General features: G+C 73.3%; 22 protein-coding genes. 13 read left to right on the forward strand and 9 right to left on the reverse strand.

What is annotated here, in order from left to right; all coding sequences use genetic code 11:
* Positions 1–41: 41 nt before the first annotated feature.
* Positions 42–971: a proline dehydrogenase family protein gene (locus ACH54P_RS15095; protein ID WP_489913102.1), complete on the reverse strand. Its 930-nt coding sequence runs from the start codon at positions 969–971 to the stop codon at positions 42–44.
* Between the two features lie 13 nt (positions 972–984).
* Complete coding sequence (pruA, locus tag ACH54P_RS15100; RefSeq protein WP_489913104.1) at positions 985–2613, reverse strand: L-glutamate gamma-semialdehyde dehydrogenase; 1629 nt, start codon at positions 2611–2613, stop codon at positions 985–987.
* 124 nt (positions 2614–2737) lie between these two features.
* Here pruA and ACH54P_RS15105 point away from each other — a divergent pair, with 124 nt between their 5' ends.
* A complete protein-coding gene (locus ACH54P_RS15105; protein WP_489913106.1) occupies positions 2738–4300 on the forward strand; it encodes a PucR family transcriptional regulator in 1563 nt (520 codons plus the stop codon).
* Positions 4301–4319: 19 nt separating this feature from the next.
* Positions 4320–4976: a maleylpyruvate isomerase N-terminal domain-containing protein gene (locus ACH54P_RS15110; RefSeq protein WP_489913108.1), complete on the forward strand. Its 657-nt coding sequence runs from the start codon at positions 4320–4322 to the stop codon at positions 4974–4976.
* 102 nt (positions 4977–5078) lie between these two features.
* Here ACH54P_RS15110 and ACH54P_RS15115 read toward each other — a convergent pair whose 3' ends face one another.
* Together ACH54P_RS15115 and ACH54P_RS15120 are read right to left on the reverse strand one after the other, a co-directional pair.
* Entirely contained in the window at positions 5079–6059 is a 981-nt protein-coding gene (locus ACH54P_RS15115) for an LLM class flavin-dependent oxidoreductase (RefSeq protein WP_489913110.1), read from the reverse strand.
* Between the two features lie 48 nt (positions 6060–6107).
* Positions 6108–6500 (reverse strand): DUF6221 family protein, encoded by a 393-nt coding sequence (locus ACH54P_RS15120; protein WP_489913112.1) that lies wholly within the window; start codon positions 6498–6500, stop codon positions 6108–6110.
* Positions 6501–6770: 270 nt separating this feature from the next.
* On the opposite strand from ACH54P_RS15120, the gene ACH54P_RS15125 reads away from it, so the two are divergent.
* Positions 6771–7460 (forward strand): hypothetical protein, encoded by a 690-nt coding sequence (locus ACH54P_RS15125; RefSeq protein ID WP_489913114.1) that lies wholly within the window; start codon positions 6771–6773, stop codon positions 7458–7460.
* A gap of 3 nt (positions 7461–7463) precedes the next feature.
* On the opposite strand, the gene ACH54P_RS15130 is transcribed toward ACH54P_RS15125, so the two are convergent.
* Entirely contained in the window at positions 7464–8489 is a 1026-nt protein-coding gene (locus ACH54P_RS15130) for a DNA polymerase domain-containing protein (protein ID WP_489913116.1), read from the reverse strand.
* Between the two features lie 121 nt (positions 8490–8610).
* On the opposite strand from ACH54P_RS15130, the gene ACH54P_RS15135 reads away from it, so the two are divergent.
* The 8 genes from ACH54P_RS15135 to ACH54P_RS15170 all read left to right on the forward strand — a co-directional run bounded on the left by ACH54P_RS15135 (position 8611) and on the right by ACH54P_RS15170 (position 14993).
* On the forward strand, positions 8611–9285 hold the full coding sequence (locus tag ACH54P_RS15135; protein WP_489913118.1) for a TVP38/TMEM64 family protein: 675 nt from the start codon (positions 8611–8613) through the stop codon (positions 9283–9285).
* A 167-nt stretch (positions 9286–9452) separates the two neighbouring features.
* Positions 9453–11057, forward strand: coding sequence for a serine/threonine-protein kinase (locus tag ACH54P_RS15140; protein WP_489913120.1), 1605 nt, complete (start codon positions 9453–9455; stop codon positions 11055–11057).
* Positions 11058–11110: 53 nt separating this feature from the next.
* Positions 11111–11416, forward strand: a complete 306-nt coding sequence (locus ACH54P_RS15145) for a hypothetical protein (protein ID WP_489913122.1) — start codon at positions 11111–11113, stop codon at positions 11414–11416.
* 19 nt (positions 11417–11435) lie between these two features.
* A complete protein-coding gene (gene msrB, locus ACH54P_RS15150) occupies positions 11436–11858 on the forward strand; it encodes a peptide-methionine (R)-S-oxide reductase MsrB (protein ID WP_489913124.1) in 423 nt (140 codons plus the stop codon).
* 88 nt (positions 11859–11946) lie between these two features.
* The gene (locus ACH54P_RS15155; protein WP_489913126.1) at positions 11947–12873 is read left to right on the forward strand and encodes a TIGR04222 domain-containing membrane protein; all 927 of its coding nucleotides are present in this window, start codon (positions 11947–11949) and stop codon (positions 12871–12873) included.
* A 65-nt stretch (positions 12874–12938) separates the two neighbouring features.
* The gene (locus ACH54P_RS15160; protein WP_489913128.1) at positions 12939–13850 is read left to right on the forward strand and encodes a TIGR04222 domain-containing membrane protein; all 912 of its coding nucleotides are present in this window, start codon (positions 12939–12941) and stop codon (positions 13848–13850) included.
* Positions 13843–14643, forward strand: coding sequence for an MbnB/TglH/ChrH family RiPP precursor modification enzyme (locus tag ACH54P_RS15165; RefSeq protein WP_489913130.1), 801 nt, complete (start codon positions 13843–13845; stop codon positions 14641–14643). The genes ACH54P_RS15160 and ACH54P_RS15165 overlap by 8 nt, the downstream gene beginning before the upstream one ends.
* 11 nt (positions 14644–14654) lie before the next feature.
* Entirely contained in the window at positions 14655–14993 is a 339-nt protein-coding gene (locus ACH54P_RS15170; RefSeq protein ID WP_489913132.1) for an SCO6045 C-terminal-like domain-containing protein, read from the forward strand.
* A gap of 545 nt (positions 14994–15538) precedes the next feature.
* Here the strand turns inward: ACH54P_RS15170 and ACH54P_RS15175 are convergent.
* From ACH54P_RS15175 to hemE, 4 genes are read right to left on the reverse strand one after another with little or no spacing between them, the layout of a single operon-like run.
* Positions 15539–16882, reverse strand: a complete 1344-nt coding sequence (locus ACH54P_RS15175) for a CoA transferase (RefSeq protein WP_489913134.1) — start codon at positions 16880–16882, stop codon at positions 15539–15541.
* Positions 16882–17574 carry a hydrogen peroxide-dependent heme synthase gene (hemQ, locus tag ACH54P_RS15180; protein ID WP_489913136.1) on the reverse strand — a complete coding sequence of 231 codons (693 nt, stop codon included), beginning with the start codon at positions 17572–17574 and terminating at the stop codon, positions 16882–16884. Before hemQ ends, ACH54P_RS15175 begins: the two co-directional genes overlap by 1 nt.
* Before the next feature lie 56 nt (positions 17575–17630).
* The gene (gene hemG / locus ACH54P_RS15185; protein WP_489913138.1) at positions 17631–19031 is read right to left on the reverse strand and encodes a protoporphyrinogen oxidase; all 1401 of its coding nucleotides are present in this window, start codon (positions 19029–19031) and stop codon (positions 17631–17633) included.
* Positions 19028–20116 carry a uroporphyrinogen decarboxylase gene (gene hemE, locus ACH54P_RS15190; RefSeq protein WP_489913140.1) on the reverse strand — a complete coding sequence of 363 codons (1089 nt, stop codon included), beginning with the start codon at positions 20114–20116 and terminating at the stop codon, positions 19028–19030. The genes hemG and hemE overlap by 4 nt, the downstream gene beginning before the upstream one ends.
* 88 nt (positions 20117–20204) lie before the next feature.
* Between hemE and ACH54P_RS15195 the strand changes: the two genes are divergently transcribed.
* Positions 20205–20768 (forward strand): DUF3000 domain-containing protein, encoded by a 564-nt coding sequence (locus ACH54P_RS15195; protein ID WP_489913142.1) that lies wholly within the window; start codon positions 20205–20207, stop codon positions 20766–20768.
* 747 nt (positions 20769–21515) lie between these two features.
* Positions 21516–22232, forward strand: coding sequence for a response regulator transcription factor (locus ACH54P_RS15200; RefSeq protein ID WP_033291604.1), 717 nt, complete (start codon positions 21516–21518; stop codon positions 22230–22232).
* Positions 22233–22237 lie beyond the last annotated feature (5 nt).

Raw genomic sequence — 22237 nt, forward strand, 5'->3', positions numbered from 1 at the left:
CACACGACGAAGGCCGCCCCGCGGGGCGGCCTTCGTCGTGTTCAGGAGCGAGTCGCGAGTCCGCGCAGGAAGAACGCCAGGTTCGCCGGGCGCTCGGCGAGCCGGCGCATGAAGTAGCCGTACCACTCGTCGCCGTAGGGCACGTAGACGCGCATCCGCGAGCCCGACGCCGCGATCCGCGCCTGCTCCTCCGGCCGGATGCCGTAGAGCATCTGGAACTCGTGGTCGTCGTCCTTCCGGCCGTGCTCCTCGGCCAGCGCGGCGGCGATCTCGATCATCCGCGGGTCGTGCGAGGCGACCATCGGGTACCCGGCACCCGCCATCAGGACGCGCAGGCAGCGGACGTAGGACTTGTCCACTTCGGACTTCTCCTGGAACGCCACCGACTCCGGCTCGGCGTAGGCGCCCTTGCACAGCCGGACGCGGGAGCCGGGCCCGGCCAGCTCCCGGCAGTCCTGCTCGGTGCGCCGCAGGTAGGCCTGCAGCACCGCGCCGACCCACGGGTACTCGCCGCGCAGCTCGCGCAGGATGCCGAGCGTCGAGTCCGTGGTGGTGTGGTCCTCCATGTCGAGCGTCACGGTGGCGCCGACCGCCTCGGCCGCCGCGCAGATCTTCCGCGCGTTCTCCAGGGCGACGTCTTCGCCGTCCGACGGCAGGAACTGCCCCACCGCGGACAGCTTCACCGAGACATCCGCCCCCGAAGCCAGGCCTTCCGCGGCCAGCGCGGTCAGCACGGCTTCGTAGGCCGCGACGGTCGCCGACGCCTGCGCGGCGTCGGTGGTGTCCTCACCCAGGTGGTCGAGGGTGATCCGGCGCCCGTCCGCGGCCAGTTCCCTGGCGACGCGGACGGCGTCGGCGGCGTCGGACCCGGCCACGAACCGGCGCACCACGGACCGCGTGGCGGGCACGGCCTCGACGAGCCGCCGGATGCCCTTCGACCGGGCGGCGGCGAGCAACGGGGCACGCAACATGACGGTCTCCCTCTCAGCCCTGGTGCGGGTAGCGCACGGAGGTCGGCGGCACGAAGGTCTCCTTGACCGAGCGCGGGCTGGTCCAGCGCTGCAGGTTGAAGATCGATCCGGCCTTGTCGTTGGTGCCGGAGGCCCGCGCCCCGCCGAACGGCTGCTGGCCGACGACGGCGCCGGTCGGCTTGTCGTTGACGTAGAAGTTGCCCGCGGCGAACTTCAGCGCCTCGGACGCCTTCGCCACGGCGGTGCGGTCGTTCGCGATCACCGCGCCGGTCAGGGCGTACGCGGCGGTCTCGTCGATCAGCTTCAGGACGTCGTCGAAGCCGCCGTCCTCGTAGACGTGGACCGACAGGATCGGGCCGAAGTACTCGGTGCTGAAGATCTCGTGCTTCGGGTTGTCCGACACGAGGATGGTCGGCTGGACGAAGAAGCCGTCGGTGTCGTCGGCCGTGCCGCCCGTCAGGACCTCCACCGACGCATCTCCGGCCACGCGGTCGAACAGCTCGCTGTGCTTGGTGAACGCGCGCCGGTCGATCACCGCGCCGCCGAAGTGCGAGAAGTCCGTGACGTCGCCGTAGGACAGCGCCTCGGTCTCGGCGACGAGGCCGTCCTTCAGCTGGTTCCAGAGGCTGCGCGGGACGTACGCGCGCGAAGCGGCGGAGCACTTCTGGCCCTGGTACTCGAAAGCGCCGCGGACCAGGGCCGTGCGCAGGACGTCGACGTCGGCGGAGGCGTGCGCGAGCACGAAGTCCTTGCCGCCGGTCTCGCCGACCAGCCGCGGGTAGCCGCGGTAGCCGGCGATGTTCGCGCCGACCGTGCCCCACAGGTGCTGGAACGTCGCGGTCGAGCCGGTGAAGTGGATGCCGGCCAGGTCGCGGTGGGTCAGGGCGACCTCGGAGACGGCCTTGCCGTCGCCCGGCAGCAGGTTGATGACACCCGGCGGCATGCCCGCCTCTTCGAGCAGCCGCATGGTCAGGTGCGCCGCGAACGACTGCGTCGGCGACGGCTTCCACAGCACGGTGTTGCCCATCAGCGCGGGCGCGGTGGGCAGGTTGCCGGCGATCGCGGTGAAGTTGAACGGCGTGATCGCGTAGACGAAGCCCTCGAGGGGCCGGTGCTCCATCCGGTTCCACACGCCCGGCGAGCTGATCGGCTGCTCGGCGAGGACGCGGCGGCCGAACTCGACGTTGAAGCGCCAGAAGTCGGCGAGCTCGCAGGCGGCGTCGATCTCGGCCTGGGTCGCGGTCTTGGACTGGCCCAGCATGGTGGCGGCGTTCAGGGTGGCGCGCCACTTGCCGGTGAGCAGGTCGGCGGCGCGCAGCAGGATCGCGGCGCGGTCGTCGTAGGACAGCGCGCGCCACTCCGGCGCGGCCTTCGCGGCGGCCGCGATGGCGTCGGTGGCGTCCTGCTGGGTGGCGCTGTGGATGGTGCCGAGGACGTGCCGGTGGTTGTGCGGCTGGACGACCTCGATCTTCTCGCCGCCGCCGAGGCGCTGCTCGCCCCCGACGGTGACCGTCAGGTCGACGGGTTCCGCCTGGCCCAGCCGCTTGAGCGCACCCTCGAGTTCCGCGCGCTCAGCGCTGCCCGGCGCGTACGTGAGCACCGGCTCGTTCTTCGGGGCGGGGGTCTGGGTCACGGCGTCCACGGCGGCTCCTCTGCCTGTCCTGCTACGTCTGGATGCCCCGAACGGTAACTCCGGACACACTCCGGCGGCTTGTCCAAGCGGCTAAAATCGCTCGTATGTTCTTGTCCGATCGGATAACGCCCTCGTGAGCACCGAGACGTCGCTGCGGCACGTGCTGGCGACGCTCGGCGAGCCGCTCGTCGAGGTCGTCGTGGCACCGCACGGCCTGGGCGTCCCGGTCACCGACGTCGTGATCCTCGACCCGGAAGACCCCCTCGAAGCTTCCCCCGGCGACCTCGTGCTGGTGATCGGCGCGCGCGGCCGGGCGGCGGCGCCCGCGATCCGCGCGGCCGGGCGCGGCGGGGCGGCCGCGGTGGCGGTCAAGGGCGCGACGGGCGCCGACGTCGCCGCCGACGCCGGCGTCGCGCTGCTCACCGTCGGCGCCGAAGCGCGCTGGGAGCAGGTGGAGTCCCTGGCGCGCGGGGTCGTCGAAGCGGCCCGCGTGGGCGGCGAGGCGGCCAGCGGCGAGGTGCTCGGCGACCTGTTCGCCCTGGCCCAGACCATCGCGACGCTCACCGGCGGACTGGTCAGCATCGAGGACACGGCGAACCGCGTGCTCGCGTACTCGCGGGCCGGCGACGAGGTCGACGAGCTGCGGCGGCTGTCGATCCTCGGCCGCGAAGGCCCGGAACGCTACCTCGCGATGCTGCGCGAATGGGGCGTCTACCAGCGCCTTCGCGCCGGGGAAGGGATCGTGCGGATCGACGAGCGGCCCGAACTCGGCATCCGCCGTCGCATCGCGGCGGGCATCCACGCCGGCAAGCAGCCGCTCGGCACGATCTGGGTCCAGGAAGGCGCGCAGCCGCTCACCGAACGGGCCGAGACGGCTCTGCTCGGCGCCAGCCGCGCCCTCGCCCCGCAGCTGATCCGCGCCCGGACGCTGCCCAGCCCCGAACTACGCCTGCGCGAAGACCTCCTCGCGAGCCTGCTGGAAGGCCGGCTGGACGCGGAATCCGTCGCGGACGACATCGGCGCCGACCCGGCGCGCCCGGCCCAGGTCCTGGCGTTCTCGCTGGAGCGCTCGGACAACCGGCAGTTGCGGCGCGCCGAGCTCGTGCACCTGATCGCCGTGCACACCGCGGCCTACCGCCGCAGCGCGCTGGTGAGCGTGATCGGCGGCCGCGTCTACGCGCTGCTGCCGGACCTGCCCGAGCACTCGGACGCGGCGGTGCTGGCGCTGGCGCGCGAGATCGCCGGTGCCGCGCGGCGGCACCTGGACGCCCCGGTGCGCGCGGCCCTCGGCGGCGTCGTGCCCCGCCTGTCCGACGCGGCCGTGTCCCGCGGCGACGCCGACCGCGTCCTGGCGGCGATGGCCCGCGGGCACTGGCCGTCGGACGTCGCTTCGCTGGCCGACGTCCGCGCCGAGGTGCTGCTGTCGGAGGTGCTGGCGTTCCTGGGCGGGCAGCCGCGCATCCGCGATCCGCGGCTGACGGCGCTCACCGAGCACGACACCGAGCACGGCGGCATCCTCGTTCCGGCGGTGCTGGCGTGGCTCGACGCGTTCGGCGACGTCCGGGCGGCGGCGCGGGCGCTGAACATCCACCCGAACACGGTGCGGTACCGCGTCCGCCGGGCCGCCGAAGTGTCCGGAGTGGACTTCGAGGATCCGGCGCAGCGCATCCTTACTCAGCTGCAGCTGCGGCTGTGACCCTGCTAGCTTCCCCCGGGTGGATCTCTTCTCGCGCACGTGGGCGGCGTTGCGCGCCGCGGTCGCCGGCCTGTCCGACGACGACTTCGCGCGGCCGTCCGGCTGCCGGGGCTGGCTGGTCCGGGACCTGGTGTGCCACCTGGTCATCGACGCGCAGGACGTCCTGATCACCCTGGTGACGCCGGCTTCGGCCGCGCCCACCCACGACGCGGTGTCGTACTGGGCGGTCGGCTCCGAGCCACCCACCGGCGAAGACCCGCTGGACGCGCTGATCGTCCGCCTGGCGGCGGCGTACGAGGACCCGGCGCTGCTGAAGTTCCACCTCGACGACGTCGGTTCGGCCGCCGGGCGCGCGGCCGGCCTGGCCGATCCGGGGATGCGGGTGGCGACCCAGGACATGGTGCTCACAGCGGGCGACTACCTCTCCGCGTACGTGCTGGAGTGGACCCTGCACCACCTGGACCTGGTGGCCCACCTGCCCGCTGCCGCCTCGCCGCCTGCCGACGGGCTGGCGCGCACGCGGGAGACGCTGGAGAAGATCGCGGGGACGGGGTTCCCGTCGTCGTTCTCGGACACCGACGTCCTGCTGGTGGCGACGGGCCGCCGCGCGCCGACCGAAGCCGAAGCGGCGGCACTGGGAGACCTGACCGGGCGGCTGCCGTTCGTGCTCGGCTGATTCCCCTTCGGCGACGATCCGACACGGTGCCGGATCATTCCGGCGGCAATTCACGGGAATCCCGAACACACCCGAGGTGGAATCGGAACACCGTTCACGAAATCACGCGGAAACGCGCAGGCCCGCCAGTTCCGCGAGCGCCGCGAATGAATCGAGCCGCGCCGATTGGTCGTAGGCGGCCGTCGTCGCCAGGACTTCGTCGGCGCCCGCGGCCGCGACGAGCGCGCCGAGGCTGTCCGCCACCTCGGCGCGCGTGCCGGAGATCTGGCCGTCGAGGGTCTCCTCGAGCCGCTGCCGCTCGCGATCGGTCATCGGCAGGGCGAGGACCTCCCCGGGCGGCGCCAGCGGCGGGAAGACGCCGTGGGACCGCGAATACACCGTCGCCCACGCCTCCGACACCAGCAGCCGACGGGCGTCCGCGGCCGAGTCCGCCACGGCGATCGCCGTCGACACCACGACGTACGGCTCCCGGGCCCACGCGGACGGGCGGAAGCCGTCGCGGTACCGCGTCACCGCCTCGGTCAGCGCGGCCCGCCCGCGCACGGGCGCGATCACCAGCGGCAGCCCGAGTTCCGCGGCGAGGTCGGCGCCGGAGCCGGTGGCCAGCAGGAACGGCGGCACGCGCAGCCCCTCGGCGGGGTAGGCGTGGACGCCAGGGAAAGCGTGTTCCCCGGTGAAGAACCCGAGCAGTTCGCGGACCTGCGCGCCGAAGTCGCCGGCGGCTTCCTTGCCGTGGCCCAGCGCCGCCCGGACGCCGCCGGTGAAGCCGACCGACCGGCCGAGGCCCATGTCGATCCGGCCCGGGTGAAGCGCTTCCAGGACGCCGAACTGCTCGGCGACGACCAGGGGCCGGTGGTTCGGCAGCATCACGCCGCCGGTACCGACGCGGATGTGCTTCGTCGCTCCCGCGACGGCGGCGGCCAGCACGGTCGGCGCCGACCCGGCAACGCCCGGCACGCTGTGGTGCTCGGACACCCAGAACCGGTGGTAGCCCAGCCGTTCGACGGCGGCCGCGAACGCGACGGTGTCCCGCAGCGCCCGCGCGGTCCCGCCGTCACGCCGCACGGGCGACCGGTCGAGCACGGAGAACCTCACCCCGGGTGCAACGCCCGGGGTGGGCGGGGATTCCCGTCAGGGGCGCCAGCGCTCGCTGTACTCCGGGTGGTCGGCGTACGGCAGGGCCAGCAGGCGCAGGGTGAGACACCAGTTGGAGCCGGCCTCGTCGGCGGGCACGTGGCAGGTCTCACACCAGTATTCGCTGCCGTACAGCGGAAAACCGGGGACCTTCTCCGACACCGTCGTGCGGTGGGCGAGCAGGATCCGCCGGGTGGCCTCGATCTCGTTGATCATCTGGTTGACCACGTCGAGCTCCAGGTCGGTCAGCCCGCGGATCCGCTGCTCCACGGCGACCTTCGTCTCGCCGCGGTTCATCGCCTCGCCGGCCTTCGCCTTGTTGACGGCCTGCATGATCAGCGCCTGCCGCGCGCCCACGCGCGCGGCGAGGAATGCGATCAGGTCGTCCACGAAGGGCCTCCCTCGAACTCGCCCCTGGACATGTCTCCGGGGTGTCGTCGATCCGGAACCGCACGTTACGCCGTCGGCGCCGGTGGTCGAGACCACGAAGGCGGCCGTGCGCCATTTGTGACCCGAAAGGCGACAGCGGGCAGCGACGTGATCACTCCGCGTTTTCCGCTGTGAAGTGGGGATCAAGTGGGGGCGGATTTGTTCGTCCGAAAGTGGCGCGGGGCACGGTTGTGGCCGTGATTACACGCGGTCCCGATCGAGGGAATCCTGGTGCCGCTGAGTGACACCGACCCCGGTCGCGGCGTCTGTCCCGGGCACAAGAGCCACGGAGGCAGCCATGTCCGTTCCCCTTCCGCCCGGCCCGCCGAGGCCCTACGCACCGCCGCCCGCTCCCGCGCCGCCGCCCGGAAGTGGCCGTGGGTGCTCGGCGCGGCGCTCGTCGTCGCCGCGGTCGCGGCGGGTGTCGTGCCGGCGATCGCCGTGGGCAAGGCGACCTCGAGCCCGTGCCTGGACAAGGCGCGGACCGCGCCGTGCGTCGGCCCCGGCGGCACCTGGGTCCCAGCTGACGGCGGCGTCCGGCCGCGTGACGCCGCCGCGCCCGCGACGACCAGCCCTTCGGCCCCGGCCCTCGTCGCACCGACCACGACCGAGCCCGCCCTCCCCGAACCGACGGCGAAGGACTACTCGGTCGACCTGGCGGTCGTCTCCAAGCAGTGCTTCGGCTCGGCCGGGTGCAACGTCGTCGTCGAACCGAAGCTGAACGCCCTCGGCGCGGGCACCCTGCTCTGGGAGTGCGACCTCACCTACAGCATCCCGGGCGACAGCTCCGGAGAACTGATCGAGACCGCCTACGCGCAGGGCGGCACGTCGTACCGCGTCGACCGCACGGTGATGAGCACCAAGAACACCAAGGTCGCGCCGAAGGCGACCGTGACCTCGGTGAGCTGCCGCAAGCCGTGACGGTCAGGCCTCCGGCTCCGGGCGGGCCTTGCTCGGCTGGACCCGCTTCGGCTCCCCCGGCATCTTCGGGTAGTCCGGCGGGTAGGGCATTTCGCCCAGGCCGTGGTCGCGCTCGTCGCGGTCGTACCACTCCAGCGCCGTCTCCAGGCCGAACGGCTCGTCGTCCATCGCCGCGTGCAGGTCGCCGTGCTCGGCCAGGAACGCCGGGATCGTCAGCACGTCGAAGTCGTCCGCGTCCACCTCGCCCAGCAGGTCCCACGTCAGCGGCGTGGACACCGTCGCGCGCGGGGTGCCGCGGACCGACCAGCTCGACGCCACCGTCCGGTCGCGGGCCGCCTGGTTGTAGTCCAGGAACACCCGGCCGCCGCGTTCCTCCTTCCACCAGGAGATCGTCGCCTTGTCCGGGATGCGCCGCTCGACCTCGCGGCCCAGCGCGATCACCGCGTGCCGGACCGCGACGAAGTCCCACTCCGGCCGGATCCGCACCAGCACGTGGACCCCGCGGCCGCCGGACGTCTTCGGGTAACCGGTCAGGCCCGCGTCCGCCAGCACCTCGCGGACCACCAGCGCGACCTCGACCGCGTCGGCGAACCCGGCCCGGTCCGGCGGGTCGACGTCGATGCGCAGCTCGTCCGGGTGGTCGACGTCGGACCGGCGGACCGGCCACGGGTGGAAGTCGAAGGTGCCGAGGTTGGCCGCCCAGGCGAACACGGCGGGCTCGGTCGGGCACACCTCGTCGGCCTTGCGGCCCGACGGGAACGTGATCCCGGCCGTCTCGAGCCACTCAGGCGCGCCCTTCGGCACGCGCTTGGCGTAGAACCAGTCGCCCTCGACGCCGTCGAGGTAGCGCTTCAGCGTGGTCGGCCGCTCGCCGATCGCGCGCAGCAGCGGCCCGCCGACGGTGATGTAGTGCTCGACGACCTGCCGCTTCGTGATGCCGCGCTGGGGGAAGTACACCTTGTCCGGGCTCGAGACGCGGACCGTGCGCCCGCCCACCTCGTACTCGACCGGGTCACCGTGCTTGGGCATGCGGCCACGCTAGCGGTGATCGCGCCGCGCGGCCCCCGCGAACGTGCCGCGGCCTGCACGGGAAAGCTCCGCCCCCAGGTGGGAGCTTTCCCGGGACAGCTCCGTCTGTAGGCTGGAGCCGGTGTCCGGCCGTACCAAGCTGATCGTCGCGATCGCCGTGCTCGCCGTCTTCGCGGCGGCCGCGGTGCTGCTGCCGATCCCCGGTCCGGCCGAGCTGCGGTCCTGGGCGGCGGCCACCGGCCCCGCCACCCCGCTCGTGCTGCTCGTCGCGTACTCGCTGCTCACCGTGGCGCCGATCCCGCGGACGGTGTTCAACCTCGCTGCGGGCCTGCTCGTGGGCACCACGGCCGGGATCGCGATCGGCCTGGTCGCCACCACCATCGCCGCCGGCCTGTCCTTCGGCCTCGCCCGGCTGCTCGGCCGCGACCTGGTCACCCGGCACCTCCACCGGTCGGCGGTCCGGGCGGTCAACGACCGCCTGACCGGCGGCGGCGTCCTCGCGATCACCTCGCTGCGCCTCATCCCGGTGGTGCCGTTCGCGCCGTTCAGCTACCTCTGCGGCGTGTCGGCCGTCCGCCTGGCCCCCTACCTGGCCGGTACCCTGCTCGGCAGCGTTCCCGGCACTGTCGCCGTGGTCGTCCTCGGGGACGCCCTGACCGGCGGCACACCCCCCGCGCTGCTCGTCTGCTACGGCGTGTTCGCGCTGGCCGGGGCGGTCGGCCTGGCCCGGGTGCTCCGGAAACGGACGCCGTCGGCGCCGGTCCCCGAACCGGAGCCCGCCGGACCGGCTGGCTGACGCGAACAGCACCGGGCCGACCTACTACACTCGATCGGGTGCGCGAAGCGGAAACGCGCTGAGCAGGGCCACCACCACCGGGAATTTCGTCAGGAGCAGTCGCCATCGACACCGGTCAGCTGATCGCGGGGCACTACCGCCTCGTCGAGCACATTGGTAGCGGTGCCATGGGAGTGGTGTGGCGCGCGACCGACGTGCGCCTCGAGCGCGACGTCGCGATCAAGCAGATCCTCCCCCAGCCGGGCGTCTCCGAGACCGAACGCGACAACATGCGCCAGCGCGCGATGCGCGAGGCGAAGAACGCGGCCCGGTTCCAGCACCCGAACGCGATCGTGGTGTTCGACATCGCCGAGCACAACGGCGACCCGTGCCTGGTGATGGAGTACCTGAACGGGCCCAGCCTCTCCACGATCCTCGCCGAGGAGGGCACGCTCCCGCTCGGGCGCGTCGCCCGGATCGGCGAGCAGGTCGCGTCGGCGCTGGTGGCCGCGCACCGCGCCGGCATCGTCCACCGCGACGTCAAGCCGGGCAACATCCTCATCGACGAGACCGGCACCGCGAAGATCACCGACTTCGGCATCTCCCGCGCGGCCGGCGACATGACGCTCACCGCGACCGGCCTGATCGGCGGCACGCCCGCGTACCTGGCGCCCGAGCTGGCGCGCGGCGCCGACCCGGTGCCCAGCTCCGACGTCTTCGCCCTCGGCGCGACCCTCTACCAGGCGATCGAGGGCACCACGCCGTACGGCAACACCACGAACCAGCTCGCGCTGCTCTACGCGGCCGCGAACGGCCAGATCAACCCGCCGGTGCAGGCGGGCGCGGCCACCGCGCTGCTGATGAGCCTGCTGCGCAGCGAGCCGGCGGAGCGGCCGAGCATGGCCGAGGCCCGCGAGCGGCTGGCCGCGCTGGCCCGGACCGAGCCCGGCGGCATGACGGCGTCACCGCCGCTGCTGGCCGGCGGCGCGGACCGCAAGCCCGCCGCCCCGGCCGACGGCGGCGAGCGCCCGCCGTGGCAGCGGACCGACAACGCCGCGCCGGCGTCGCCGCCGGCGGGGACCCCGGTCGCCGCGGGCAAGGCGGCGCCGAACCCGCCGCGCCCGACCGCGGCGTTCATGCCGATGCGCTCCCCGGCCGCGCCGCCCAACACGCCGCCCAGACCGATGCCCGCGGCCGCGCCGACGGCCAGGGCGCCCCAGTACTCGACGAACCCCCCGAAGCCGGACGCCAAGCGCAAGTACGCCCTGTTCGCCGGGGCCGGCGCCGCGGTCGTCGTGGTCGCGGTCATCGTGTTCCTGGTGCTGAACTCCGGCAGCGGCAGCACGGGCGGGACCACGAACGCCCAGTCGCCGAACAACCAGCCGAGCGTGACCGGCAGCACCTCCAAGAGCCCCAGCCCGAGCAACTCGGCCGTGGCCGCCGAGCTGGGCAAGACGCCGTCCGAGGGCCGGATCACCGACTACGGCCAGGCCGGCCGGCTGCTCACCGACAGCTACTACCCGAACCCGGCCGGCGGCTGGAACCTGCTGACCCCGGCCGCGCAGGCGGTCTACGGCACGCAGGAGGCCTACCAGGCCTACTGGGCCGAGCAGAAGGCCAACCTGTCCGGCTGGAAGCAGGCCAAGAAGGCGGCCAGCGGGAACGACGGTTCGCTAGACCTGACGATGGAGCTCAACGGCACCCGCCGGGCGTACCACATCGTGCTCGTCGGCGGGCAGTTGCTGATCGACAGCAACACCCGGCTCGACGCGAACCCCGAAACGGGCTACTGAGACTTATCGCGCGGCTGGTGGGCTGGCGCGCCCCGATGGCTTACCGTGGGGGTATGGCCGACGACGGAGCTTCGCTGCCGGGCCAGAATCCTCGCTTCCACGAGGACCTGGTCGGCCTGGACCCGTACGACCCCGAGGCGCGCGCGTTCGCCGAGCACCTCGACCGGATCGAGCGGTCCGGACCCAACTTCACCATCGAAGCAGCCCTGGACGGGGTGGCCGACTTCGCCGATTCCAGCAACCGCCTCGGCGGGCTGCGGTACTGGGTGTCGGCCCTGATCGTGGTGCTCATCGTGCTCGGCGTGATCGTCGCCGCATGGGACATCGTGGTGCACGCCCTCGCCTGGCTCGCGGCGTAACGTGGATCGGGTGAAAGGTATGAAACCCGTTGTCGGCGCCACCCCGCGCGTCGTGAAGTCCGAGCAGGAATGGCGGGAGGAGCTGAGCCCGGAGGAGTACGCCGTGCTCCGCCAGGCCGGCACCGAACGGCCGTTCACCGGTGAGTACACCGACACGAAGACCACCGGCGTCTACGAGTGCCGGGCGTGCGGTGCCGAGCTGTTCCGCAGCGACACGAAGTTCGAAAGCCACTGCGGGTGGCCGTCGTTCTTCGACCCGGCGGACTCCGAAGCGGTGCTGCTGCGCGAAGACCGGACCATGGGCATGAAGCGCATCGAGGTGCTCTGCGGCTCCTGCCACAGCCACCTCGGGCACGTCTTCGAGGGCGAGGGCTACCCGACCCCGACCGACCAGCGCTACTGCATCAACTCGATTTCGCTGAAGCTGGTCCCCCAGTCGTAGAACCCCCAGCCTAAATCCTCCTTAAGCGAGCAACCCGCCGCCCTTCCTCGAACGTAGTCTCCGCACACGGACGAGGGAGGGCGGACTCATGACCGACACCTGGGGTATTCCCGGACCGGTGTTCGCGGGCGGCTACCTGGGCCTGCTGCTGCTCACGGCGCTGTTCGCCGTGGTGCGCGCCGAGGTGCTGCTGCGCGGGCACGCCGGCGGTGCGCCCGAGCGGCCCGAAGAACTCGCGCTGCTGACCGGCGGACGCGCCCGCGTCGGCGAATTCGTCGTCGCGACGCTGCTGGAGCGGCAGGTCGTCCGGCTGGACGGCACCGGACACCTGCACCGCATCAAGGGCACGGCGCCGGACGACCTGGGCCGCGCCGCGCTCGTGCGGATCGGCAAGACCGGCACCGCGGTCGACCGGGTGCAGGAGCAGGTGGCGCACCACCCGTCCGTGACGGAGCTGGAACAGGGCCTGATCGCCCGCGGTCTGCTCACCGACCCCCGCAGGAGGCGCCTGACCTGGGTGTTCACCGCCGTGGCGTACACGGCGCTGGGCGTGCTCGCCGTGGTGCGGCTGATCGCCGGGTCGGCCGCCGGGCACGCGGTCGGCTACCTGGGCGCGATGCTGATCCTGACCATCCTCGCCGCCGTCTTCGCCACCGTTCGCGCCGCAAAGACCACGCAGGTCAAGGCCACGGCCGCCGGCCGGGCGGCCGCCGAAGAAGCGCGCCGCGCCAGGACGCTCGTCGCCGGGCCGGCCGGCGCCGTCGCGTCGGGCGGCCTGGCCGGTCACCCCGACAAGGACGTCCGGCTGGCGGTCGTGCGCGCCACGCAGCGGTCGACCGTCCGCTACCACCGCAACGCCCGCACGCGCTGGGCGAGCGCGGGCGGGGGCGCCGCCGTCGGTTACTACGGCGGCAGCTCCTGCGGCGGGGGCGGCAGCTCCTGTGGAGGCGGCGGCAGTTCCTGCGGCGGCGGAGGCGGCGGCTGCGGTGGCGGCGGCGGGGGCTGTGGCGGCTGAAACGCCGCCGCGGCCCAGCACGTCTACAGCTACGGTAACCGCTATTCACAGAGGGGAGACGGGCGATGGACGACCCGTGGGGCATCTCCGGACCGGATTTCGTGGTCCTTTACATCGCGTTGCTCGGGGCGGTGCTGCTGGTCCGGCTCGTCGTCACCGGGGTCGTCGGCCGCCGGGCCCGGCGGGCCGACGGCGGGCAGGCGGGCTCGCCGCCGACCGTCTACGAGCTGGCCTTCCTGGCCGGCGGGCCCGACCGGGCGGCCGACGCGGCGATCGCGGCGCTCGTGGAACGCGGTCAGCTGCGGGTGAACAGCTACCGGCAGATCAGCAAGACCGGCACGCGGCCGGTCGACCCGCTGGAGCGGGCGGTCGCCGACGTGGCGAAGCTGAAGACGACCGCGACCATCCGGGCGAAGGTCCGGGGATCGGCGGCCATGCGGGCACTGGAGGACAGCCTGGACCGGCGCGGCCTGCTGGCGTCCGCGGCGGCCGAGCGCCAGGCCCGGTTGTTCGGGGTGGTCCTGCAGCTGGCCGTGCTGGCGCTCGGCGTCGTGCGGCTGGTCAACGGCGTCTCGCTCGGCCGCCCGGTCGGGATCCTGGTGTTCCTGGTGCTGGTCGCGGCCGTGCTGGCGGTGGTGTCCCTGGTCGGGCTGACGAAGAAGCGGGCCCGGCGGCCGTCCGCCGCCGGGCAGCGCGTCCTCGGCCAGGCGCGCGCCGCGGCGAGCGGACCGGTCCCGGCCGGGATGCTCGCCGGGGGCGTGCTGCTCGGCGGGGCGGCGGCCGCGGTCGCGCTCGGTGGCTGGGCGATGTACCCGGACGACGAGCTGAGCGCGGCCCTGATGCCGCCCGCGGGCTCCTTCGGCGGCGGCGGTTCGTCGGGCGGCGGTTCCTCCTGCAGCAGCGGGTCGTCCTGCTCGAGCTCTTCTTCGTGCGGTGGCGGCTCGTCGTGCGGCGGCGGGGGTGGGTGCGGTGGGTGAGCTCGGCATCGGGATCGGCTGGCGGCACGAGCTCGACCTGTCCATCGCCCGGCTCCCGGGCGTCGACTGGGTCGAGGTCGTCGCCGAGAACCTGCACGCCGACCACCTGCCCGAGACGCTCGTGGCGCTGCGCCGGCGTGGCCTGCCGGTGCTGCCGCACGCCGTCTCGCTGTCCCTCGGCGGGGCCGAGCCGCTCGACACCGGCCGCGTCCAGCACCTCGCGGAGGTCGCGCGGGCCCTGGACGCGCCGCTGGTCAGCGACCACGTGTGCTTCGTGCGCGCGGGCGGGCTCGATTCGGGGCACCTCATGCCGCTGCCCCGCACCCGCGAGGCGCTCGACGTGCTGGTCGCGAACGTCCGGCTGGCGCAGTCCATCGTGGACGTCCCGTTCGCGCTGGAGAACATCGCCGCGGTGCTGGACTGGCCGTCCTCGGAGCTGACCGAAGAGCAGTTCCTCACCGAGCTGACCGAGCGGACGGACTGCCGGCTGATCATCGACGTCGCGAACCTGTACGCCAACGCCCGCAACATCGGCACCGACCCGGTGGCCTTCCTCGACGGCATCCCGTGGGAACGCCTGGCGTACGTCCACATGGCGGGCGGCATCGAGCGCGACGGTGTCTACCACGACACGCACGCGCACCCGGTGCTGCCGGAGGTCCTCGCGCTGCTGGCCGAGCTCCGCAGCCGGACCGACCCGCCGGGAGTCCTGCTGGAGCGCGACGACGACTACCCGAGCGACGACGAGCTGGCAGCGGAACTGGCAGCTCTCCGCGCGGCGGTGACGGGGTGAGCGGTGACGGGGTGAGCCGCGACCGCCTGGCTCGCGAGCAGGCGGAACTGTTGCAGGCATTGCTGGCGGACGGCCCGGCCCCCGCGGGTTTCGACGCTTCGCGGCTTCGCGTGGAGGCGGACGTGTTGCGGCGCAAGCACGGGCGGGTACTGGCGCACCAGCGCCCCGACCTCGCGGAGGCGCTGGGCGAGCGGTTCGGGCCGCTGTTCAGGGAGTTCAACGCGGGACGGCCGAAGAGGGCGGCCGAGCGATCGGGGGCGTACGCGGACGAGTTCGGGACGTGGCTGATCGCGGGTGGTCACCTGCCGAAGCCGAGACGGGGGCTGGTGTCCCGCCTTCGGCGCCGCTAGCTGTGGCTTTCGGCGAGGCCGGAGGGCCTTGGTGTTCTGGCTTCGCCGCTCGCTGCTCTGCCCCAAGAGGTCGCCGAGACTCGGCCTGCTGCCCCGCCTCCAGCACCGCCAGCTGCCCTGCCGAGGTCACCGAACTCGAGCCGACCTTGCCGACCCATCTCCGGCACCGGCGCTGCCAGCCGTCCTGCCCGAGGTCACCGAACCCAAGCGGGACTTGCTGGCCCGCCTCCAGCGTCGCCCTGCCGAAGAGGCCACCGAACCCCCAGCGGGACTTGAAAGTCCGCCCCCAGCGCTGCCGGCGGTCCAGCCCGGGGACCAGCGAAGCCCAAGCGGGCCTTGCTGTTCCGCCTCCGCTGCCGCTAGTCCACAGGCCGGTCGGCTTGTGGACAACCCAGCCCGGACCGGGCTTCCTGTCGGCCCCCGCCGGTAAACTGGATGCGGGGGCACCCCCCGGGAAGGGCGGGCTGCGTCGGGGGCGGCCGCGTCAGGGGGGCAGCGCCAGGGGGCGGGCTGCGTCAGGGGGTCGGCTGCGCCAAAGGACCGAGTCAGGGAGTCCAGGTCGGTTTGTCGATACCGGGCAGCCGGGTCCCGAAATCCCAGTGCGGCTCCGCGCCCGGCAACCCGCCCGCCATCCGTACCCGCGTCAGCCGCCCGTATCCGCTCTCCGCCTCCTCCATCAGGTCGCCGTAATCGATCGGCGCGGAACCAGAATCCTTGCGCCCCAGCGAATCCAGCCACCGGCCCGTGCCCGCCAGGGAGAGCCGGACCCGCCAGGTTCCGCCGTCCTCGACCTGGCGGTGCAGGGCCGTCATGATCGCTGCCGCCGCGAGCCAGCCCGTCGCGTGGTCCAGGGCCTGGACCGGCAGCGGCGATGGATCTCCGGAAGCGGTCCAAGCGATGCCGTTCGACATCTGGACCAGGCTGTCGAACCCGCGCCGGCGGGCCCACGGGCCTTCCCAGCCGTACGCGCTCAGGTCCGCGATCACCAGGCCCGGCCGCAACGAAGCCAGCTCCTCCGCGCCGAAGCCGATCCGGTCCAATGCGCCCGGGCGGAACGACTGCACCAGCACGTCGGCCCGGCTGATCAGCTTCTTCAGCCGGGCACGGCCGCCTTCGGTGTCCAGGGCGACGAACGCCGACCGCTTGCCCTGGCCCGTGTCGCGCACCAGCGCCTCGACCCGCGGCAGGTGCGCCGCCCCGATGTGGAGGACGTCGGCGCCGTGCGCGGCCAGGACCCGGCCGGCCACCGGCCCGGCGAGCACGTGGGTCAGCTCCAGCACCCGGACCCCGCCCAGCGGGCGGTCCGAATAGAACAGCGTCCGCTTCGGAGCCGGAGCCACCGGCGAAACGTCCACCAGCGGCAGCGAAGCCACGGCCGAACCCTGCGGGTGCGCCGCCCAGTCCTCGGGCGAGCGCAGCTCGGCGGCCGCTCCCCCGGCGCTCACGACGGCGTGCTCGACCTCGCGCGCGGTCCGCCCGGCGACCGCCTTCGCGACCGCGTCGCGGCTCGCGGGCACGCCGAGTCCCCAGCACACCGCCGCTTCGTGCCGGGGGTAGTTGCAGTGCAGGCGCACCCAGCCGTCGGCCGTGCGGTAGTTACCCGACAGCGGTGCCCACACCGACTCCGCGCCGACGCCGTCCACCCGCAGCAGCGCTTCGCTGTGGAACGCCGCCGCCGCGTGCCGGGTGTCCGCCGTGACCACGCCGGGCTCGATGCCGCGCACCCGAAGCATTTCCCCGGCCGCCAGCGTGGCCGCGGCCACGGAAGCCGTGGCGGCCGCCGCCACCCGGTACGGGCCGGGGAGGACGTCTTCGGCGCCGGTCAGCTCGAACGGTCCCGGCGAAGACCCGGTGAGGGCGGTCCAGACGCCCTCGACGACGTCGCGCACTACGGCAGCGCCGCGACGAGCTCGGCGGGCGGCACGCGCGTACCGGTGTAGAACGGGATCTCCTCGCGCACGTGCAGGCGGGCCTCGGTGCCGCGCAGGTGGCGCATCAGGTCGACGATCCGGTGCAGCTCGTCGGCCTCGAAGGCGAGGATCCACTCGTAGTCGCCCAGCGCGAACGACGCGACGGTGTTGGCGCGCACGTCCGGGTAGTCCCGGGCCTCCTTGCCGTGGTCGGCGAGCATCTTGCGGCGCTCGGCGTCCGGCAGCAGGTACCACTCGTAGGACCGCACGAACGGGTAGACGCAGATGTACTTGCGGGCCTCTTCACCGGCCAGGAAGGCGGGGATGTGGCTCTTGTTGAACTCGGCGGGCCGGTGCAGCGCGGTCTGGCTCCAGACCGGCGTCGACGCGCGCCCGAGCGGCGTCCGCCGGAACCCGGCGTAGGCGGCCTGGACCTGCTCGATCTCCTCGGCGTGCCACCAGATCATGTAGTCGGCGTCGGCGCGCAGCGCGGACAGGTCGTAGACACCCCGGACGACGACACCCTTGGCCTCGAGCCCGTCGAGGTACTCCGTGGTCTCGCGACCGGCGGTCCCGCGGTCCTCACCCAGCCTGCCGGGTTCGATCCGGAAGACCGACCAGGTGGTGTAGCGGATGGTGTCGTTGAGCTCGTTGTAGTTGACCCGCGCCATGGCTCCATCCTGTCACCGCGGCGCCGCGGCCGCCGCCACGGGTCGGGTGAGAGCACTCACGCGGTCAGGTGGGCCGCGATCCGTTGCGCGGCGGCCTCCGCGGTCGCCACGCAGGCCGGCAACCCGACCCCGTGCAGCGTCGCCCCGGCGACCGCCAGCCCCGGCACTCCGGCGATCGCCTTCTCGATCCGCTCGACGCGTTCGAGGTGCCCGGTGCCGTACTGCGGCAGCCCGCCGCCCCACCGGGTCACCAGCGTCTCCACCGGCGCCGCCGTCACGCCCGTCAGCCGCGCGAGGTCGTCGCGGACCACGCGGACCAGCTCGACGTCGTCGGCCTGCAACGCGCCCAGCTCGCCGAAGCGGCCGACCGAGCCGCGGACCAGGACCGGTCCCGTGCCGAAGTGCGCCCACTTGCGCGAAGAGAAGGTGAACGCCTTCGCCGCGTACGGCACGCCGGAAGCGTCCCGTTCCCCCTGGCCGATCAGGATTCCCGAAGCTTCGGGCAGCGGCGTGCCCGGCGGCAGCGCGAGCGCGACGACGGCCATCGACGCCAGCTCGACCTCGCCGAACGCCGCCGAAGCCGCGGGGACGAGGTCGGCGAGCAGGCGGCGGGCCGAAGGCGCGGGCACCGCGAGCACCACCGCGTCGGCGTCGACCGTGTTGTCCGCCGGGGCGTGCGCGGTCGGCGCGGCGCCGATCCGCAGCCGCCAGCCCGTGCCGTGCCGTTCGACGTCGCAGACCGGCAGGCCGGTCCGCAGTTCGGCGCCGGACAGCTCGGTGAGCCGGTCGATCACCGTGCCGAGGCCGCCGGGGACGGTGCCGAACACGGGTGCGGTGCCGGGCGACGCGGGCAGCTGGGCCGCGGCCGCCGCGGTCAGCGAACCCGCGCCGGCGGCCAGCGCCGAAGCCAGGCCCGGCATGGTCGCGCGCAGGCCGAGGCCGTCCGCGCCGCCCGCGTAGACCCCGCCGAGCAGCGGGTCGACCAGGCGGTCCACCAGTTCGTCGCCGAAGCGTTCGCGCAGCAGCGGCCCGAGCGGGACGTCCCCGCCCGGCAGCCGCAGTTCGGGCAGGGACGGCTCGGCCTCGACGGCCCGGCGGCCCGCTTCCGACAGCACTCCGGAGACCGACTCCGCCGACGCCGGCACGCCCATCACCGTGCCCGGCGGCAAGCCGGTCACGGTGCCGCCGGCGTGGATCTTGGCGCGGGCCTTCGTCGGGTTGACGACGGTCAGCCCCAGTTCCCGGACCAGGCCGAGCATCTCGGGACGGCGGACGAGGAACGCCTCCGCGCCGACGTCGTAGGGCACGCCGGCGAGCTCGACCGTGCGCAGCTTCCCGCCGGGCGTGCGGGTCTTCTCGAACACGACGATCTCGCACGCGTCGCCGAGCAGCCGCCGCAGCCGGTACGCCGCGGTCAGCCCGGAAACGCCGCCCCCGACGACCGCGACGCGCTTCACAGCTCGTGCACCAGCCCGGCGACGCGGGTCAGCACGTCGGGGTCGACACCCGGCAGCACGCCGTGGCCGAGGTTGAAGATGTGGCCGTCGGCCGCCTTGCCCTCTTCGACGATCCGGCGGACTTCGGCCTCGAGCACCGGCCACGACGCGTGCAGCAGCGCCGGGTCGAGGTTGCCCTGCACGGCGATTCTTCCCGAGGCCTCGCCGCGGGGGCCGAGGCGGCGGACGGCCTCGTCCAGGGGGATGCGCCAGTCGACGCCGACGACGTCGGCCCCCGCGTCGCGCATCGCGACGAGGAGCTCGCCGGTGCCGACGCCGAAGTGGATCCGCGGCACGCCGTACGCGGCGACGCCGTCGAGGACCTTCGCCGAGTGCGGCAGGACGAACTCGCGGTAGTCCCGCTCGGAGAGCGCGCCGGCCCAGGAGTCGAACAGCTGGATCGCGTCGACACCGGCGTCGAGCTGGGCCCGCAGGAACGTCAGCGCGGTGTCGGCCAGCCGGCCGGCCAGCTCGTGCCACAGCGCCGGCTCCGAGTGCATCAGCGCCTTGGTGTGCTCGTGGTTGCGGCTCGGGCCGCCCTCGATGAGGTAGCTGGCCAGCGTGAAGGGCGCGCCGGCGAAGCCGATCAGCGGGGTCCCGCCGAGCCGCTCGACCAGCAGCCGGACGCCGTCGGCGACCGGCGCGACCTGCTCGGCCGCCAGCTCCGGGAGCGCTTTCACCGCGGCGAGGTCGCGCACCGGCGTCCCGACCACCGGGCCGGTGCCGGGGACGATGTCGATGTCGACCCCGGCGGCCTTCAGCGGCACCACGATGTCGCTGAAGAGAATGGCCGCGTCGACGTCGTGCCGCCGGACCGGCTGCAGCGTGATCTCGGCGAGCATCTCGGGGTCGAAACAGGCGTCGAGCATGGGCACGCCCTCGCGCAGCGCGCGGTACTCGGGCAGCGAACGACCGGCCTGGCGCATGAACCAGACGGGCGTGCGGGCCGGGCGTTCGCCGCGCGCGGCGGACAGGAACGGGGCTTCGGGCAGCTCGCGGCGGCCGGACGGGGCGGCTCGCTGCGGCAGGGGCGTGGTCGGAGACATCGCCGTCAATCGTGCCACGAGCCCGGCGGGGCCGTTCCCTCGGCGCGCCTGCGCCCGCAACGGGGCGTGTCCGCCCTAAAGTCGGTGCGTGACCGCGATGACGCCAGTGCCCGAACTCTTCCGCGAAGCAGTCGCGGCGCTGCAGTCCGTCCGGCCCCGCCGGGAGGTGCTGCTGGAGCCGATGCGCCCGCCGCAGCGGCTCGCGCCGTGGTCGTACGCGGTCAGCTGCGAAGTGTCCGGACCCGCCGACGTGCTGGCTTCGGGCCGGTTGGTCCTGCTGCACGACCCGGACGGCCAGGACGGCTGGGACGGCGTGCTGCGCCTCGTCATGTACGTGCGCGCGGAGCTGGACCGCGAGCTGGCGACCGATCCGTTCCTGCCCGCGGTCGGCTGGTCGTGGCTGACCGACGCGCTGGAGGTGTCCGGCGCGAGCTGGAAGGCACTGGGCGGCACGGTCACCGAGACCTCCTCGGCGCGGTTCGGCGACATCTCCGGGCCGGCCCGGACGGACGACCTCGAGCTGCGGGCGTCGTGGACGCCGTCGGACGCGGCCCTGCTGCCCCACGGGCAGGCCTTCTGCCAGGTGATGGCGAGCGTCGTGGGCCTGCCGCCCGTCGGCGTGACCCTCTTCGGGCAGCGCCAGAGCTCCTGAGCCTGGGCCGACCGGGCGATCCTCGGCAACGAAACGGCAACGGCGGCGCGACCCCGGCCGCCGTCCGCGCGGCCCTTGTACGAATGTGAGCAGTTTTCACGTCCACTGAACGCCGTCCAACCGAATGCGCTCGCCCGGTTGGCGGCTGAGCGCGCCGCTGCGCGCGCGGACCGGGCCGGGTGACGCCGGGACCCGGCGGACCACCGCCGACGTTCCTGAGGTCGTTTCACGTCTTGTCCGAGGTGCGCCCGTTCGTGACGGGAGACGGTCACGCACCGCTACAAGATCAATTCGCCGCACGCGGGCCGGGGACGGCTCCGCGCAGGACACGGACAGTCACCACCTCGGGCCCAGGAGGCCACGCGGGAGCCGCTCCGCGAAGTTGATCAAGCCCCGGCCGGAGCCACATTCCGGGGCTCCCGGACCGCCATCCGGCCCCTCGTCACTAGGCGCACCGGAAGCTGCACACCTCATCTGCACGGCCATTTGGACGCCGGTAACTTCATAGCATCGTGTTCGCTGGGCTATCCGTTAGCAACCGGCCGTGTACTAGCCCGATCGTGTTACTACGAACCCACTGAGTGACTGTTCGTTTGAGATAGATACCCATTCGATCCCCCCGCAACGGCCTCTGGGCGGCTACAGTGCCTTCGACGACACCACTTTCGGTCTAAAGCTGGCGCGGCTGAACGGCCGAAGGTCCCGGTGCCGGTCGGGGGGCACGACCGACTCCAGGGAGGTAGTGACGTGGCTACCGTCGGCTTATCTCAGGCCGTCCGATCCACGCCAGCCGGTGCTTTGCCGGCGAGCATGGTTCCGCACCCGCGGGAAGAGCTTTTTTCCGTGTTGGTGGTCGATGACCACCCGCTGTTGAGGGAGGCAATCGCAGCAAGACTCGCACAGATGGGTGCGGGAACAGTCCACGAAGCCGCCACGGTGGCCGAGGCAAGGGCGCGAGCACAGGCCACTGGGCCATGTGACCTGGCGATCCTCGATCTCGGACTGCCGGACGGCAGCGGCATCGAGCTGGTTACGGAACTCCGTAGCCACGGGTGGCCGCGCGTGGTGGTCCTCGCATCCTCGGACGACCCGTACGCGGTCCGCTCGGCCTTCCAGGCCGGGGCCCAGGCGTACCTGCTGAAGTCCGCGTCACCGGTTGTCGTGACCGATGGCGTGCGGCGCGTGCTCGAAGGCGGCGTCTACGCCGACCCGAGCGTGGCTCCGGTGCTGGCCACCGGGACCCGCGTCGCGGGCACCGACAACACCCCGCGCGAGCTGTCCGCTCGTGAGGTGGAGGTGCTCCAGCTGGTCGCCGACGGGCAGTCCAACAAGGAGATCGGCGAGGAGCTTTCGCTCTCCGCTCTCACCGTCAAGTCCCACCTGTCCCGGATCGGGCGCAAGCTCGGCACGGGCGACCGGGCCCAGATGGTGGCGCTGGCCATGCGTGCCGGCGTGATCCGCTGACGAAA

Source organism: Amycolatopsis sp. N2S4-7 (genome assembly GCF_058119595.1).